Origin of the sequence: Actinoplanes xinjiangensis, from assembly GCF_003148685.1 — a bacterium.
Lineage (GTDB): Bacteria > Actinomycetota > Actinomycetes > Mycobacteriales > Micromonosporaceae > Actinoplanes > Actinoplanes xinjiangensis.
Map to the genome: position 1 here is coordinate 164,266 of NZ_QGGR01000008.1, position 15,648 is coordinate 179,913.

Below are 15,648 nucleotides of genomic sequence, written 5' to 3' on the forward strand. Positions count from 1 at the left end.
GTTGGAGTCCCCCATGCGGAGCCGCATCGTCGTTCTGCTGGCCGCGCTGGTCGCCGCCCTGGCCGCGATCGCACCGGCCACGGCGGCGCCACCACCGGACGGGTTCGTCGTCCGGGACGGCCACTGGCTGACCCTGGACGGCAGTACGTTCCGCTTCGGCGGGACCAACAACTACTACCTGTTCTACAAGAGCCGGGCGATGGTCGACGACGTGTTCGCCGATGCGCGGGCCGCCGACTTCACGGTGATGCGCACCTGGGCGTTCGGCCTGATCGGCAACGCCGACGGCAGCAACTCGGTGGCCCCCGCCCCCGACGGGGTGTACTTCCAGTACTGGGACGGCGAGAAGCCCGCCTTCAACGACGGCCCGAACGGCCTGGAACGCCTCGACTACGTCATCGACTCGGCGCGGCGGCACGGCCAGAAACTGGTGCTGCCGCTGACCAACAACTGGTCCGACTTCGGCGGCATCGATCAATACGTACGGTGGCGCGGCGGCGTACACCACGACGAGTTCTACACCGACCCGGTGATCCGGGGCTGGTACCGGGACTGGATCGACCACGTGCTGAACCGGACCAACACGATCACCGGGGTCAAGTACAAGGACGACCCGACGATCATGACGTGGGAGCTGGGCAACGAGCCCCGCTGCAAGGGCTCGGGCGTCTACCCGCAGAGCTCCGCCTGCACCACCGCCACGCTCACCGGATGGGCCGACGAGATGTCCCGGCACATCAAGTCGGTGGACTCGAGACACCTGGTCAGCGTAGGTGACGAGGGCTTCTTCTGTGACGGGCCGGACGCACCGGACTGGATCGACAACTGCGGTGAGGGCGTCGACAGCATCGCCCTGGCCGGGCTGCCGGCCATCGACGTGATGTCGTACCACCTCTACCCGGACGGCTGGGGTGACCGCACCGCCCAGTGGGGTGCCGACTACATCACCCGGCACAACAAGGCGGCGAGGAGACTGGGCAAGGCGGTGATGCTGGGTGAGTTCGGGTGGCGGAACAAGAACACGCGTAACCCCGTCTACCAGCAATGGCTGAACGCGTTCACCCGTACCGGAGGAAATGGTTTCCTGTATTGGATCCTCTCCGGATCCCAGGACGACGGGACGCTGTATCCGGACTATGACGGCTTCACCGTCTACTGCCCGAGCCCGGTGTGCACCACCATCACCAACGCGAGCAACGAGATCGCGTCCGGACAGCGGTCCCTGCCGCCGGTGGCCGACCACGACACCGCGGTGACCGCGTTCGACACCGCCGTGACGCTGCAGCCGACCGCCAACGACATCGGCTACCGCAGCCGGATCCAGCCGGCCACCGTCGACCTCGATCCGGTCGCGGCGGGGCGGCAGCGCACGCTAACCGTCGCCGGCGGCGTCTTCACGGTGACCGCCGCGGGAGCCCTGACCTTCACTCCCACCAACGGATCCACCGGCCGCGCCACCCTCTCCTACACGGTCCGCGACCAGGCCGGGCGACTGTCGAACCCGGCGACCGTGACGGTCACCGTGAAACCGGACCCGGCGGCGGTCGCGGTGCTCGCCTCGTTCGAGACCGGCACCGAGGGCTGGGCATCGGCCTCGTGGCAGACCAACGGCGGCACCGTCGAACAGACCACCGGATTCGCCACGCACGGCTCGCACGGCCTGCGGGTCGACGCGGCGGACGGCGGCTGGTTCGGTGTCACCTTCACCGAGCCGATCGACCTGTCCACCCGCAGTGCCCTCAAGTACGACCTGCGCACCGCGGCGACGGCCGGCACCAACGCGGCGATCGCGGTGCAGACCGGTTCCGGCCTCGCCTGGTGCCAGTCCAACTTCACCTGGATCAACCAGGACACCACCACCACGGCCACCATCGACCTGCTGTCGGCGATGTCCTGCGACAGCACCGCCCTGGCCGACGTCCGGATCCTGTGGATCTACGTCAACCCGGGCACCGTCGACATCGACAACGTCCGCGCCGAGTAGCCCTCGGGGCGGGGTGACGGACCTCAGGCCGGCCGGTCGGGCGCCGGGATCGCGGGCCGCGGCGCCGGCGGCCTGAGTTCGTGCGCCCGGGACGGGGACGCCAGGCGCACGCCCGCGTCACCGGCCGGGATCGTCGCCCACGGACGGGCGTAGGAGAACGACTTGGCGGCCAGCCACCCGTAGAGGCCACTCATCGCCGCAGCGGCCACCGCCACCGCCCACGCCCCGTTCCGCACCATCACCACCACGCCCACCAGAGCGCCGACCGTACTGACGGCCAGCACCAGCCCGGTGGTGACCGCGACGACGGTCGTCACCCGGGCGCGCCCGCGTCGCCTGGCCAGCCGGCTCTGCGTGTCGGCGCTGACGACCACGCAGTCGACCGGCTCGTCGCACGTGGCGCAGAGGAACCGGGTGGTGGTCTCCCCCGTGCCGGGCCGTGTCACCGTCAGCGGCTGCAGCTCCCAGACCGTCCGGGCGTCACCCCACGGTTCCTCGATGCGGTGCGCAAGCTGCCAGTCGTCGCCATCAGGGCTCACCCGGCCGATCATGCCCTCCCGGCACAAGCGCATCGACGGCGCACCGGTTGCGGCCGGAGCGTTTCGCCTCGTAGAGCAGTTTGTCGGCGGCGCCGAGGATGCGCCTCTGGGTGTCGCCGGGGCCGGACCCGGTGGCGCCGACGCTGACCGTCACCGGCAGGTTGCCGGTCAGCGGCTGCCACGGATGGTCCTGCACGGACAACCGGAGGCGCTCCAGCACCGGTAGGGCCTCGGCGGTGCCGCAGCCGGGCAGGACGAGCAGGAACTCCTCACCACCGAGCCGGGCGGCGAAGCCGGACGGCCACGAGCGGGCCGCCGCGGTGAGCAGGTCGGCCAGGACGACCAGGACGCGGTCGCCGATCTCGTGGGAGCAGATGTCGTTGACCCGTTTGAAGTGGTCCAGGTCGAGCAACGCGACGGTCGCCGGGGCCGCGGCCAGCAGGCCGGGCAGGGTCTCGTCGACGTAGCGGCGGTTCGGCAGGCCGGTCAGCGGGTCGCGGCGGGCCTGTTCGCGGAAGCGCTCGGCCTCACGGCGGGCCTCGGCGGTCTCGAAGACGGCGTGCCGGGCTCGGGCCTGGGCGTCGCGCTGCTGGGAGTGCAGCGTGCGTTCGGCCTCGTGGAACTGTTTGTAGACGGTGAACGCCCGGCCGGTGTCGCCGCACGCCGCGTGCAGTTCGGCCTGCTCCTGGAGGCCCCGGACGCCGACGCCGGCGAGTTCCCGCTCCCGGCAGAGGGCGGTGCAGCGGTCCAGACTGCGCTGCGCGGCTCCGGTGTCGCCGAGGTGCCGCTGGGCGATCGCCAGGGTCAGCAGGTACTCGGCGAGGCCGTCGGCGTCGTCCGCCCCGGAGATCTCGTAGGCCTCGACGTTGGTCAGGGCGATCCGGGCCGCCTCGGCGAACCGGCCGCGACCGATCTGGATCATCGCCATCGTGTCCAGGGCGTCCGCGGACAGCGTGCCACCGGCCGCCTCGGTCACCGTGCGCAGGCGCTGGATCGCCGTCCAGGCCCGCTCGTGGTCGCCGGCCAGGTGCTCGGCGTATGCCAGATTGTTGAGCACCACCCGATGCAGGTCGACGTCCGCGGCGGTGATCCCGACCTGCTCGGCGTGGCCGTAACGGGTGCGGGCGGCCTCGATGGAACCGCCCGAGGCGAGAACGTCGGCCAGGCGCAGCAGGATGGCGCCGCGGGCCCGGGGCGACGTGTCGTCGTCGAGCGCCTCCACGGCCCGCACCGCGTGCTCCAGGCCGGCGGCGATGTCACCGAGGTTGTCGTGGACGATCGACAGCTGCTGGTGGCTGCGGGCCAGCAGCGGCCGGTGCCGGTGCTGCTGGGCCCACGCGTTGACCTCCGAGCAGATCGCCGCGGCCGGCGCCAGCTCGCCGGAGCGGCGGCGCATGTTGGCCTCCAGCAGACGTGCCCACAGGTACAGCGGGTGTTCGCCGGCGGCGCGGGCCTCGTCGGCCAGCTCGGCGGCACGGATCCGCACGTGGTCACTGTCGATGCCGAAGCGGAACTCCAGGGACTGGATCTCGGCGGCGATCGCGGCGGCGGACCGGGCAGGCCGTGGTACGGCGGCGACGTCGGCCGCCGACGGGATCGAGCCGGTGCTCAGCGATCCACTCACCTGCCCATTATCGGCGCGCTGATCCGCAAGCCAAGCCCTTCGGCGTCGGTAACCACTTGGAAACATTGACCGAACCAACTGTTCACAGTTAGCGTCAGCACTGAGAGAGCGCTCTCACACATCCCCGTCCCCCTCGGAGGCTTGTTCCCATGCGATTGGCACGTTCGGCGGCCGCGTTGGTGGTCGCGGTCGGTTCGGGCATCCTGGCCGTCTCCCTGTCCGGCAGCGCCGACGCTGCCACCATCGGGGCCGGCAGCTACACCGAGACCCTCCCCGCCGGGGCGAAACTGCCCGCCGGCTGCGGATCGGTGTCGACCAACCCGCGGGAGAACGTCACCGCGAACGCGCCCGAGGGCGCCGTACCGACCAACGACTGGTGGTCGTCGCTGCTGTTCAAGAAGGGCGACGACTGCGCGTTCTCCCAGCCGCTCTACGCCCACCCGCTGGCCTACCGGCCGGTGGCGGGTGGGCTCGGGTTCTCCTACGAACAGACGCCCGCGATCAGCGGCAGCCCCACCGGCCTGGGCGAGTACCACTACCCGTACGCGCAGAAGCTGGTCGTCGGGGTCGCCGGCCTGAACGCGCCGAAGGCGCTCGTCGACGGCTGGACCGACTGGACCGTGACGCCGTCGTGGAGCGACGGGACCCGCACGCTGAAGGCGACCATCGGCCACGGGCTGCCGCTGACCTACTTCCAGGCCACCGGCGGCGACGCGCTGATCACCGTGACCGGCCCGCCGACCGCCTGGTCCAACAGCGGCAACCGGCTCGGCTTCTCGATCGCCGGCCAGGACTACGTGGCATGGGGCCCGGCCGGCTCGACCTGGACGGCGAGCGGCAACACGTTCCGCTCCACGCTGGCCGGCAAGGGCTACTTCACCGTCGGCGTGCTGCCGACCACGACCGCGAACAGCACCGCCGAGAAGGTCGCGCTGGCCGACTCGTGGAACCAGTACGCGCACAACCACGTCACCGGCACCCGGGTCTCCTATAGCTACAACCAGGCGACCGGCACAGTGGACACGACCTACGGGTTCACCACCACCGCACGTGAGGGCGGCGGCACGGGCACGGTCATCGCGCTCTACCCGCACCAGTGGCGCCACCTCACCGGCTCGACCCCGGCGGCCCAGACGTACGTCTCCCCGCGCGGCCGCATGAAGATCACGACCGGCACCCAGTTCCGCACGTCGATGAAGTACACCGGTGTGCTGCCGGAGATCCCGGCCGTCGCCGACAGCAGCGGCGCCGACCTCACCACGATCACCGGCTACCTCAACGCCGAACTGAACAACCCGGCCGACTTCCGCGGCGACGACACCTACTGGACCGGCAAGGGCCTCGGCCGCGCCGCCCGGATCGCCGAGATCGCCGACCAGCTCGGCCTCACCACCGTGCGCAACGCCGCCCTGAACGTCATCAAGACGCGGATCACCGACTGGTTCACGGCGTCGCCCGGCAAGGCCGCGCGCCTGTTCTACTACGACCGCAACTGGGGCACCCTGATCGGCTACCCGGCCTCGTACGCCTCCGACGAGGACCTCAACGACCACCACTTCCACTACGGCTACTTCGTGGCCGCGGCGGCGACCCTGGCCAAATTCGACCCGAACTGGGCCACCACCGGCCAGTACGGCGGCATGGTCGACCTGCTGATCCGTGACGCCAACAACTACGATCGCGGTGACACGCGGTTCCCGTACCTCCGCGATTTCGACATCTATGCCGGTCACGACTGGGCCTCCGGGCACGGCGCGTTCGGCGCGGGCAACAACCAGGAGTCGTCGTCGGAGGGGCAGAACTTCTCCAACGCGCTCATCCAGTGGGGCCAGGCCACCGGCAACAGCACGATCCGCGACGCCGGGATCTGGCTGCACACCACACAGGCCGCGGCGATCAACGAGTACTGGTTCGACGTCACCGGCGAGAACTTCCCCAGCCAGTGGGGACACAACTACGCGGCCATCGTCTGGGGTTCCGGCGGGGCGTACGCCACCTGGTTCAGCGGTGAACACGCACTGGTCGTGGGCATCAACATGCTGCCGATGACCGGTGGACAGCTCTACCTCGGCGACCACCCGGAGTCGGTCCGCAACACCTACGCCGAACTGGTACGCAACAACGGCGGCGAACCACAGCAGTGGCGCGACATGCACTGGCAGTTCCTGGCCCTCGGCGACGGCGACGCGGCACTGTCGAAGTTCCGGGCCGGCGGCGGCAACTACACCTCCGAAGAAGGTGAGAGCAAGGCGCACACCTTCCACTGGATCCGCAACCTCGCGGCACTCGGCACGGTCGACAGGACCGTCACCGCGAACCATCCGCTGGCCAAGGTGTTCACCAAGAACGGCGTCAGGACGTACGTGGCCTCCAACATCACCAACAGCACGCTGACCGTGACGTTCTCCGACGGGCGCACGATGAGCGTCGCCGCCGGCCGGACCGCCACCGTCGGCGGCCTGACATGGAGCGGCGGCAGCGCCAACGGCGGCGGAGTCGTCAGCCCGTCACCCAGCACCCCGACGTCGCCCTCCCCCGGCTGCACCACCGCGCCGCTGCTCTCCCAGGGCCGCACCGCCACCGCGTCGACCACCGAGGGCGCCGACTTCCCGGCGTCCCACGCGGTCGACGGCAACGCGGCCACCCGCTGGTCGAGCGCGTTCGCCGACCCGCAGTGGCTCCAGGTGGACCTCGGCTCCGTACAGACGCTCAGCCGGGCGGAACTGGTCTGGGAGGCGGCCTTCGGTAGCGCGTACACCATCCAGACCTCGACCGACGGCAGCACCTGGACCACCGCCGCGACGGTGACCAACGGGGACGGCGGCACCGACACGCTCACCCTCGCCGGGAGCGGGCGGCACCTCAGGGTCAACGGCACTTCCCGGGGTACGCCGTACGGCTACTCGCTGTTCGAGTTCCGCGTCTACGGCGCCTGTGGGAGCACGGCGGCGCCCACCACCGCTCCGGCCACGACGACCTGGGCGGTCGACACGGCGTACGCGGCCGGGGCGACCGTGACCTACAACGGCACGCGCTACCAGTGCCGCCAGGCCCACACGTCGCTGGGTGGCTGGGAACCGCCGAACGCACTGTCGCTCTGGCTGCCCCTGTAGTGGCTCCGACAGACCGGCGCCCCCTCTCCGGGGGCGCCGGTCTCGTCTATGCGGAGGTCATGGTGGTGATGACGGCCGCGACCTCCCGCGGGTGTGTCATCACCACGTTGTGCCCGGCGTCGATGTCTACCAGGCGCCGGTGGGGGGCGGACTCCACCACGGCGGTGACCTCCGGGCGCCGGTCGGCATAGAAACCGCGGGTGGGCAGCATGATCGTCATCGGGCAGGTGATCCGCCGGTAGACGTCGACGCTGGGATGGACGGGCGCGTCCATCGGGGGTGTGGTCGTGGCGGCGATCTCCTCGGTGGTCGGGCGGCGCAGGAACACGCCGTCGCCGACGAGGCTGCGTTCGCAGACCGCCCGCACCAGTTCCGGGTCGGCGCCCGCGTTGAGCCGGCCGGCAGCAGCGCCACCCGTCAGCCGCTCAGTGCCGGTGCCGGTGCCGGTTTCACCGTCGAGCCCATCCGTGCCGGTCTCACCCTCGAACCGATCCCCGCCGGCGCCGCCGGCGAACCGATCCGTGCCGGTCTCACCCTCGAACCGATCCACGCCGGCGCCGCCGCCGATCCGGCCCGTGCCGGCGGCGATGATCTGGCTTTCGATCCAGGCGTCACGTTCGGTGGCGTCGAATCGGCGGCCGTAGCCGAAGGTACGCCGCAGGTTGTCCGCCGCCTCCGGGGTGCGGAACCCGGACAGTGTGCGGTGCACGGTTTCCCGGTCGTCGAGAACGAGACCGTCGACGACGCAGATGCCGCGCGGCTTTACCAGACCCGCCGCGGTGACCGCGGTGACCGCGTAGCCGCCGGTCGAATGGCCGACCAGGAGCGGGCGCTCCCAGCCGGTCGCGGCGACGACGGTGGCCAGGTCCCGCCAGTACTGCTCGGCGGTCGCCGATTCGGCCGTGCTGTGACCGTGCCCGCGCAGATCGACGGCGATCACCCGGTGGCCGGGGAGCAGCCATGTCACGACCGCCGACCAGGCGGCGGCGTTGTGACCGCTGCCGTGGACGAGCAGCACCGGAGGTCCGCTGCCGCCGTGGTCGAGGGCGGCCAGTGTGCCGCCGTCCACCTCGAAGAAAATCTCCCTCGTCATGCGGCCGCCCTTCGGTCGACCGCCACCAGGGAACCGCTCTCCATTGCCACCCACACCACGTCGCCGGCGGCGCTACCGGGGCGGAAGCTCACCGGCTCGACCTTGGCGTCACCGGCGCGAGAGCCCACCGGCCCGGCCGTGGCGTCACCGGCGCGAGAACCCACCGGCCCGGCCGTGCCTTCATCGACGCGAGAACCCACCAACCCCGCCGCGGCATCACCGACGCGAGAACCCACCGGCCCGGCCGTGCCTTCACCGGCGCGAGAACCCACCAGCCCCGCCGCGGCATCACCGGCGCGAGAACCCACCAACCCCGCCGTGGCATCACCGGCGCGAGAACCCACTGGCTCGGCCGTGGCGGCATGGTTGGCGACCCACAGGCCATGCGGCTCCTCGCCGGGCAGCCTGTGCAGCCGGACGTCGCCGTCGGCGGTGACCCGGGCCAGTTCCCCGGAGCCCCACAACGTGACCCAGCAGCCGCCATCGGGGTCAGCCGCCACGGCGTGCGGCCGACAGGCGGGATCGTCGAAGACGACCTGCCTTACCGCACCCGACGGCTCGACTAGGCCGACACATCCGCCGGCGATGTCGGCATACCAGACCCCGGCATTCCCGGCGCTGACCCCGACCGGTGCGGCCGGCGCCCGCCCACCGGGCAGCTCGACGATCTCCACCGCATCGCCGAAAACCCGGGCGAGCGCCCCGGCACCGTTGAGCGCGGCCCAGGCGCTGCCGTCGGGAGCCGCGGTGATCATCGCCGCCCGCGCGTCGGGAATCGGCAGGTCGATCATGCTGAGGTCGCCGGCCGCCGTGGCCCGGCCGATCCGGTTCTGCCCCGGCGCCGTGAACCAGACCCCACCATTGCCGGCGGCCGCGATGCCGTAGGGCGCCGAGCCAGCCGGTGTTTCGATCACGGTATAGGTGCCGTCGGCGTCGCGCCGAACCAGACGGTCGTCACCGCGGGTGCACCAGACCGCGCCGTCGGCGGCCACTGCCACCAGCATCGGCCGCCCATCGAAGGGCCCATGCCGAACGACGCCGTCGGGTGTGATCCGGGCCAGCCCCGGTGGATCCAGGATCGTCGTCCACAGAGTGCCGTCGGGATCACCGGCCACCGCGTAGGGCGCCCATCCCTGCGGGAGTGTCACCTCAGTCATCACGGACCTCCATTCCCCGGCTAACGCAACATGTGTAGCATTAACCACATGGAGCCGATTCCGCAAGCGCCCACCGGAGCCACCGGTCCGGAAGCCGCCAGCCCGGCAACAGCCATCCAAGGAGCCACCAGCCAGCAAGCCACCGCCCCGGCAACCAACAGCCCGGAAACAGCCGTCCCGGAAACAGCCGTCCGGGAAACCACCGGCGCGGCAGCCACCCGCCCCGCAGCCGCCCGTCCCGCAGCCGCCCGTCCCGGCGGCCGTACCGCGCGGACCCGGGAGCGGGTGCTCGACGCCGTCGCGTCTCTGCTGTTGGAGGGCGGCTTCGACGCGTTGACCGTGGACGCCGTGGCCGCACGTTCGGGAGTGCACCGGACCACCGTCTACCGGCGCTGGCGCGACACCGGCGCCCTGCTCGCCGCCTCCTTCGACGCCGCCCGGGAACAGCCGTGGCAACCGCCGGACACCGGTTCGCTGCTCGGCGACCTGACCGAGATCAACCGCCAGATCGTCGCCGCCCTGACCGAGGAGCCGTCGATCACCCGCGCACTGATCACCGCGTCGTTCCGCTCACCGGCCGCCGCCGATGCGCTGCGGGGATTCTGGAGCGACCGGTTCACCACCGCGGCCGTCGTCGTGGAGCGCGCCGCCCCCGGGGCGGACGCCCGGACAGTCCTGATCGCGTCCTGCGCGCCGATCTTCTACGAACTGGCGCTGATGCGCTCCCCAGCCACCGACGACCTCGCCGAGCGATACGCCCGAGTCGGCGCCGCCGCCGTCACCTGACTACCCTCGCACCACCGCCGGCGACGAAGCCCGCCGCACGACCCCGGCAGTCTTCGATGAGTCCCGCCATTACGCGCTGGCAACATCGAACGAGGGTTGCGGGTCCATGCCACCAGCGGAGGCCGGGTTACCCGACCACGACAGGGGCTCGATGATCCACGAGGCCGCACAGCGCAATTCAGCGGCGCACGGTCAGGACAGCAGAGGAAGTCGATCCGGCAACGCCTTCTCCCCCGCAGAGGCAAGGCCAGCCCGTTGGAGCACTTTTGCATAGCTCGGCGATCATCTTCGACCGATTCCCGAGGCCGCCTGTGGGTCAGGGCTGTCTCCCGGCGCGGGAAGCAGCCGTAACCCATAGGTACATGATCGAGTGACCGCCGAAAGGCCACCCTCCGGAGCCATCCGAGGCACGGGGATTGCTCATCGGCCTCTGTCCGCGAGCGTCCCCACTAGCATGGCCGGCGTGACGGAACTCAGTCCCAGGAGTTGAATACCGTTTCGCCTACGGTTGCCGGTTGCCACGAATCAATCTGCAGCCACTCCGCCTTCGCCAGCGCAATGGTGTCCACAGCGGCGAGCGGCGATTCGAGCACCTGACGACTCATCACGGCGAAGCCGAGGTCGGCGAAGGCGGCACTCCAGGCAGGCGGGTCGACGAAGGCTTTCGGCTCAAGGTGCCCGGTACCCTCTCCCGCGAAGGCGATCCACGGGTACATGGCATTGCAGAGAACCGTGAGCCGGCCATTCGAAGCGACGATGACGGCAGAGTGGTAGCTGCGCGGGTAAGCACTCTCGACGATGTGCTCGACGGCACCACCGGCAGCCCGGGCGGCCTCGTAGCAACCGCCCCGGAACGTACGGACCGGCACCTCCGGCAGTTCCGGCCCCTTGCCGGAGCGGAATCCTGTCACCCCACGTTCCAGCCGGAACACCCCACCCCCTCCCGCGTCAGGCCAGCTCGTAGTCGAACCAGATGCGGTGGGTGCCGTCCTCGTCGACCGTCAAGCCTCCTGTGCCGCGGATGCCGGTCAGTCCCCCCGTGCCGCTTCCGGGGACGATCACCAGAAACTCAGCCTCCCGGCCCCCGCCCGCGGTGGTGGCGGAGTGCACGAAGTTGAAGGTTCCCACGTGACCGGCGATGCCGCCTTCGAAGGATTCCATCGCGACGTACGTACCCGTGTTGCTCGCGGGGTCGAAGGCAGCCGTGAAGAGGGTTTCGGACCGGCCCTCGATCTCGCCCGTGAAGGTCTTGCGCATGGTGGCGAACCCGACGGGCAGGCCGGTCTTGATCTCGGAGGCCGGCACGGGAGCGGGAGTGAAGTCGACGACATCGAACCTTCCGGTTGCTCGCATGTCTGGGACAGTACGGCGCCCGGCCCACAGTCGGCGTCCGCACGCCCGGATCGCCGAACTGCGGCGTTGCGGCGCGACTGAGCCGACGGACCGTTCCGCGGGAGGGCGTACCCTCACTCCCGGTGTTGCATCGCGCGCACGTCGGCCGGCGCCCCCGGCAGTCCGCCCGGCGTCGCGCGGTAATCCGGTACCCCCACGCACGTGAAGATCATCGCGTCCAGCGGTGCGCCGAGGAGTGCCGGGATCTCACTGTCGAGAAACGTCATTCCGGTCGCGCTCGCGCCCATCGCGTACGCCATGAGGTGCAGACGCCCCTCGACCAGCCCGGCGGCCAACTGCGCGGCCCGGTATTCGCGGTCATCCAGGTTCGCCACCTCAGCCGCGGTGATCACCACGAAGGCCGCGTCCCGGCTCAGCCCCTGCTCCAGGCTCACCCGGTAGAGGTCCTCGCGCTGACTGCCCGCATGAATCGCCGTATCGAGATCCGGCCACCGGTACACGCCCGGCGCGACCCCGTCGACGGCGTGCACCGCCACGAACTGCGGCAGATCGATTCCGCGTACGGCTACCCGCAGGCCGGTGGTGAGCACGTTCTGCGGTAGCCCGCGGGTCGGGTCCATCCGCCGTTGCGAGCCGCGGGTGAGGACGACCACCTCGACCGGCTCCGACCCGGTTTCCGGCACGTCGACCGGCTCGCCCTCGGCCCACGGCGCACCCAGCACGGTCCCGTCACCGGCCCGCTGTGCCGCCGTCACCAGCGGAAACTCCACCGGATCAGCGTCGACCTCACCGGTGATCGCGGGTCCGGCCGGTGTCAGCGCGGGCGGCTGCGAGCCAAGACCGACAACAGCGACAGGCCATTCGTGTACGCCGTCCGCGCCGACCAACTCGGTGACCACCCGGTCGGGGAACGTGGTGTAGAGCCGTGCCGGGATCCCCGCGGACCGGGCCACGGCGAGGGTCTGCGCCAGCATGGTGCCCGCGTCCCAGTAGACGTGCCGGTAGCCGCGCTCGCGATACCGCCAGCCGGTCCGCCACGGGACGCCGGTGACCACGATCGCCGCGCCGCCGCTGCCTGGCGCGGGCGCGACCTGTACCAGGGCGTGACCGTCCGGGTCGTACCAGTGCACGCCTGCCGGAAGTCCTCGATGTCCTTCCGGGATGACCACGTAGAGCTCGAGCGGGAAACGGGCGCCCGCCGATCCGGCCGCGCGGAACAGGTGGGTGATCCCGTTGCTGCGTGTGGAGGTACGCACGACTCCGGCGGACAGGTGCAGCAGCCGGGCGAGGTGCGGCAGGTCGAGTTCACCGGCGTCGACTTTCGCGGTCCCGGCCAGCACCTCGATGGCCGACGCCCCGGTGGACGGCAGGTCACGGGGCAGCTCGAAGCGCGGCGGTTTCCCGGTGTATCGCTTGAAGAACAACGGGAAGCGGTCGAAGTCGTTGGGCTTCAGATCGAGGACGAGCCGCGGGTCGGCGATGACGTCATCCCACTCCCGTCCCGGCTCGTAGGAAGAAAGCCTGTGCAGGATCTGAGTCACGGTCTCCACCGACCCGACTGTAGGTGCGTCACCGGTCATGCGTCACAGATAAACGCGGTACAGCGAGCGCCGTCGCGCGACGATGTTGCCGGACAGTCCTCCTGCTGTACTGAATACGCACCGATCCGCACGTTCCCGCACGGCATGATCGGATGGCCTCCGTACATTCTCGGCCTCGGCGGCTCACCGGGCGATAAGCTCCGCCCGATGTCTTCCATCGCATCCCTTCATGTCATCAAGGTCAGCGACCTGCCCGCGATCGTCGGTGCCGCCGGCTCGGCGCGCACCGGGGAAGCTGTCCGCCAATTCGGTGCGGAGCAAGACCAGGAGTACCACTGGTCCGGCAATGTGATGCTCGAAGTCCTCAACAGCCTGGACGCGCTGGGCATCCGGCTGGAGGCCGCCGGCTTGCGGGATGAGTCCGAGGCCATCAACGCCGACTTCGACTACACCGTGCTGATCACCAGCGACGCCAAGGCGTTCCTCGACCGCCTCGACCCGGCGGCTCACGATCCCGGCGAGTCGTTCGTCGGCCTTGCCGGGTTGAGGCTCGACGAGGAAGAGGCCGGATACGCGCTGGAGGACACGCTGCTGTTGCTACGTGACACCATCGCAAGGCTCTCCGATGACGAGGTGCTCCTGCTCAACATCGGTTGATTCAGGCAACGTGAACGTCGTCGGCGCATGCCCTGCTCACATTCGCGATTCCGACGGGACGCCCGATGCCGGAACGGGTCGCGATGCCGGCCATGACACCATGATCGGCATGACGTCGTTCGAGCAGGTGGCGACCAGTCTCTGGCACCCGGAGATCGACCGCCTCCGTCTACCGCCTTTGACGGATGAGCAGGTCGTCCACGCACAGAAGCAGCTCGGTGTCGACCTACCGGCCGACCTGATCCATCTGCTCCGGACTCAGAACGGCGGCGTCATCGCCGAGACGTGGGACGCGTGCCCGGCCGATGCGAACTTCTACGCGGAAGATCATGTTCCTTTTGATCACCTTCATGGGATCGGCCCGGCAGATCATGCTCGAATGACGACGATGCTGGATTCCCCATATCTGGTGCAGGAATGGGAACTCCCGTCACCAGTGGTGCTGCTGAGCGGCCAGGGCCACTACTGGGTCGCCCTCGACTACCGGAAATGCGGGCCAACCGGAGAGCCATCTGTCGTCTGGCTCGACAACGAGATGGACCACGAATTGCCACTCGCACCGGACTTCCGCACCTTCGTCGAGCGTTTGACTTCCTCAGCCTCCTTCCCCGAATAAGTCCAGCCGGGGCAGCGCCGGCGACCACATGGGCGTCGGGACGGCCGGACCCGTCAGCGGCGAACGCCTCTCGCTCACACCATGACCACGAGCCGATCGAGGGTCGATTCCTTGAGTCGACATTTGTGGCGGATCAGAGCGCCCGGATCGGCTCTGGAATTTGCGATGGCACAACGGCACATCGGAGGATCTCGGAGGCTTCGAGCTGGCGCCTATCTTTTCATCACCGCACCCCGTGGCTGAACCGCACCTTCGAGGTCGTCGACGGCGGTGTGGGGTGGGAGGATCCCGACTGAGGGGCCATCCGCTCGCGCACACAGGCACATCGGTGAAGGCCGCCGCAGCGGTTGTTGCGCGCCCCGCCCGTCAATACGGTGGGGATCGTGACGGCGGATCTGTTCGACGCGGCGGCGATGTACGACGATGACTACCTGTATTTCTTCGCCTCCCCGGAGAGCGCCGGTGCACCGACGCACGGGCCTGTGGTGGGCACGGCCTACGCCACCACGTCCGTCACCACGGACATCGTATGGCGGCTGCTGGATCTGCAACCCGGCATGAGTGTGCTCGATCTGGCCTGTGGCCACGGTGCGCTGGCCAACGCCCTGGCGGTCCGCGGCTGCGAGGTCACCGGCCTCGACTCGTCGGCGGTGTTCCTCGATCGGGCCCGCGCTGACGCCGCGGCGATGGACGTGGCCGTCGAGTACGTCCCGGGTGACATGCGACGGCTTCCGGCCTGGACCGGCCGGTTCGACCGTCTGGTCAACTGGACGACGGCCTTCGGATACTTCGACGACCCGACCAACCGCCGGGTGCTGGCCGAGATGGCGCGAGTGCTGCGGCCCGGCGGGCGGATGGCGATGGATCTGGACAATCTGCCGAGGTTCCTGGCGTCGTACACTCCGTCGCGGATCACGGCGACCCGGGACGACGGTGACATGCTCGTCGACCGCCACCACTTCGACCCGCTGACCGGGCGGTTCGAGGTAGAACGCACGGTGTTCCGCGACGGTCGGACCCGCAGACTGACCTTCCTCAAGCGATTGTTCGGCTTTCCCGAACTGCGCGACTGGTGCACGGCCGCGGGGTTCACGACCGTGGCGGCGTACGGTGAAGACGGTGAGCCACTGAACATCCACCACGATCGGATGATCGTGATCGCGGACCTTCCCTAGCGGCCCCGCG

At 69.9% G+C, this 15,648-nt stretch carries 13 protein-coding genes; 6 read left to right on the forward strand and 7 right to left on the reverse strand.

Going from position 1 to position 15,648, the window contains the following annotated elements; all coding sequences use genetic code 11:
• The first annotated feature begins 13 nt into the window (after positions 1–13).
• Positions 14–1,984, forward strand: coding sequence for a cellulase family glycosylhydrolase (locus tag BC793_RS19690; protein ID WP_109594294.1), 1,971 nt, complete (start codon positions 14–16; stop codon positions 1,982–1,984).
• Between the two features lie 23 nt (positions 1,985–2,007).
• Here the strand turns inward: BC793_RS19690 and BC793_RS19695 are convergent, their stop codons facing one another.
• The gene (locus BC793_RS19695) at positions 2,008–2,523 is read right to left on the reverse strand and encodes a hypothetical protein (RefSeq protein ID WP_146246356.1); all 516 of its coding nucleotides are present in this window, start codon (positions 2,521–2,523) and stop codon (positions 2,008–2,010) included.
• The gene (locus BC793_RS19700; protein ID WP_146246357.1) at positions 2,513–4,147 is read right to left on the reverse strand and encodes a tetratricopeptide repeat-containing diguanylate cyclase; all 1,635 of its coding nucleotides are present in this window, start codon (positions 4,145–4,147) and stop codon (positions 2,513–2,515) included. Before BC793_RS19700 ends, BC793_RS19695 begins: the two co-directional genes overlap by 11 nt.
• Positions 4,148–4,296: 149 nt before the next feature.
• Here BC793_RS19700 and BC793_RS19705 point away from each other — a divergent pair, with 149 nt between their 5' ends.
• Entirely contained in the window at positions 4,297–7,260 is a 2,964-nt protein-coding gene (locus tag BC793_RS19705; protein ID WP_109594300.1) for a glycosyl hydrolase, read from the forward strand.
• 46 nt (positions 7,261–7,306) lie between these two features.
• Here the strand turns inward: BC793_RS19705 and BC793_RS19710 are convergent, their stop codons facing one another.
• Positions 7,307–8,353: an alpha/beta fold hydrolase gene (locus tag BC793_RS19710; protein ID WP_109594302.1), complete on the reverse strand. Its 1,047-nt coding sequence runs from the start codon at positions 8,351–8,353 to the stop codon at positions 7,307–7,309.
• Positions 8,350–9,576, reverse strand: a complete 1,227-nt coding sequence (locus BC793_RS50640) for a Vgb family protein (RefSeq protein ID WP_211340643.1) — start codon at positions 9,574–9,576, stop codon at positions 8,350–8,352. Before BC793_RS50640 ends, BC793_RS19710 begins: the two co-directional genes overlap by 4 nt.
• Between BC793_RS50640 and BC793_RS19720 the strand changes: the two genes are divergently transcribed.
• A complete protein-coding gene (locus tag BC793_RS19720) occupies positions 9,559–10,296 on the forward strand; it encodes a TetR/AcrR family transcriptional regulator (protein WP_109594304.1) in 738 nt (245 codons plus the stop codon). The two genes, BC793_RS50640 and BC793_RS19720, sit on opposite strands and share 18 nt — an antisense overlap.
• Before the next feature lie 473 nt (positions 10,297–10,769).
• On the opposite strand, the gene BC793_RS19725 is transcribed toward BC793_RS19720, so the two are convergent.
• The 3 genes from BC793_RS19725 to BC793_RS19735 form a co-directional block, all read right to left on the reverse strand.
• Positions 10,770–11,228 (reverse strand): hypothetical protein, encoded by a 459-nt coding sequence (locus tag BC793_RS19725; RefSeq protein WP_109594306.1) that lies wholly within the window; start codon positions 11,226–11,228, stop codon positions 10,770–10,772.
• A gap of 16 nt (positions 11,229–11,244) precedes the next feature.
• The gene (locus BC793_RS19730) at positions 11,245–11,649 is read right to left on the reverse strand and encodes a DUF3224 domain-containing protein (RefSeq protein ID WP_109594307.1); all 405 of its coding nucleotides are present in this window, start codon (positions 11,647–11,649) and stop codon (positions 11,245–11,247) included.
• A gap of 113 nt (positions 11,650–11,762) precedes the next feature.
• Positions 11,763–13,199, reverse strand: a complete 1,437-nt coding sequence (locus BC793_RS19735; RefSeq protein ID WP_239170171.1) for a nitroreductase family protein — start codon at positions 13,197–13,199, stop codon at positions 11,763–11,765.
• A 135-nt stretch (positions 13,200–13,334) separates the two neighbouring features.
• On the opposite strand from BC793_RS19735, the gene BC793_RS19740 reads away from it, so the two are divergent.
• From BC793_RS19740 to BC793_RS19750, 3 genes are all read left to right on the forward strand, one after another.
• A complete protein-coding gene (locus BC793_RS19740) occupies positions 13,335–13,847 on the forward strand; it encodes a hypothetical protein (protein ID WP_109594309.1) in 513 nt (170 codons plus the stop codon).
• 10 nt (positions 13,848–13,857) lie between these two features.
• Complete coding sequence (locus BC793_RS19745) at positions 13,858–14,463, forward strand: SMI1/KNR4 family protein (protein ID WP_203896299.1); 606 nt, start codon at positions 13,858–13,860, stop codon at positions 14,461–14,463.
• 383 nt (positions 14,464–14,846) lie between these two features.
• Complete coding sequence (locus BC793_RS19750; protein ID WP_109594650.1) at positions 14,847–15,638, forward strand: class I SAM-dependent methyltransferase; 792 nt, start codon at positions 14,847–14,849, stop codon at positions 15,636–15,638.
• The last annotated feature ends 10 nt before the right edge of the window (positions 15,639–15,648 follow it).

What these genes read in the sequence shown, in the direction of transcription:
- BC793_RS19710 (WP_109594302.1), bottom strand. Translation starts at nt 8,353, where the DNA reads ATGACGAGGGAGATTTTCTTCGAGGTGGACGGCGGCACACTGGCCGCC.
- BC793_RS19690 (WP_109594294.1), top strand. Translation starts at nt 14, where the DNA reads ATGCGGAGCCGCATCGTCGTTCTGCTGGCCGCGCTGGTCGCCGCCCTG.
- BC793_RS19720 (WP_109594304.1), top strand. Translation starts at nt 9,559, where the DNA reads ATGGAGCCGATTCCGCAAGCGCCCACCGGAGCCACCGGTCCGGAAGCC.
- BC793_RS19705 (WP_109594300.1), top strand. Translation starts at nt 4,297, where the DNA reads ATGCGATTGGCACGTTCGGCGGCCGCGTTGGTGGTCGCGGTCGGTTCG.
- BC793_RS19740 (WP_109594309.1), top strand. Translation starts at nt 13,335, where the DNA reads ATGATCGGATGGCCTCCGTACATTCTCGGCCTCGGCGGCTCACCGGGC.
- BC793_RS19730 (WP_109594307.1), bottom strand. Translation starts at nt 11,649, where the DNA reads ATGCGAGCAACCGGAAGGTTCGATGTCGTCGACTTCACTCCCGCTCCC.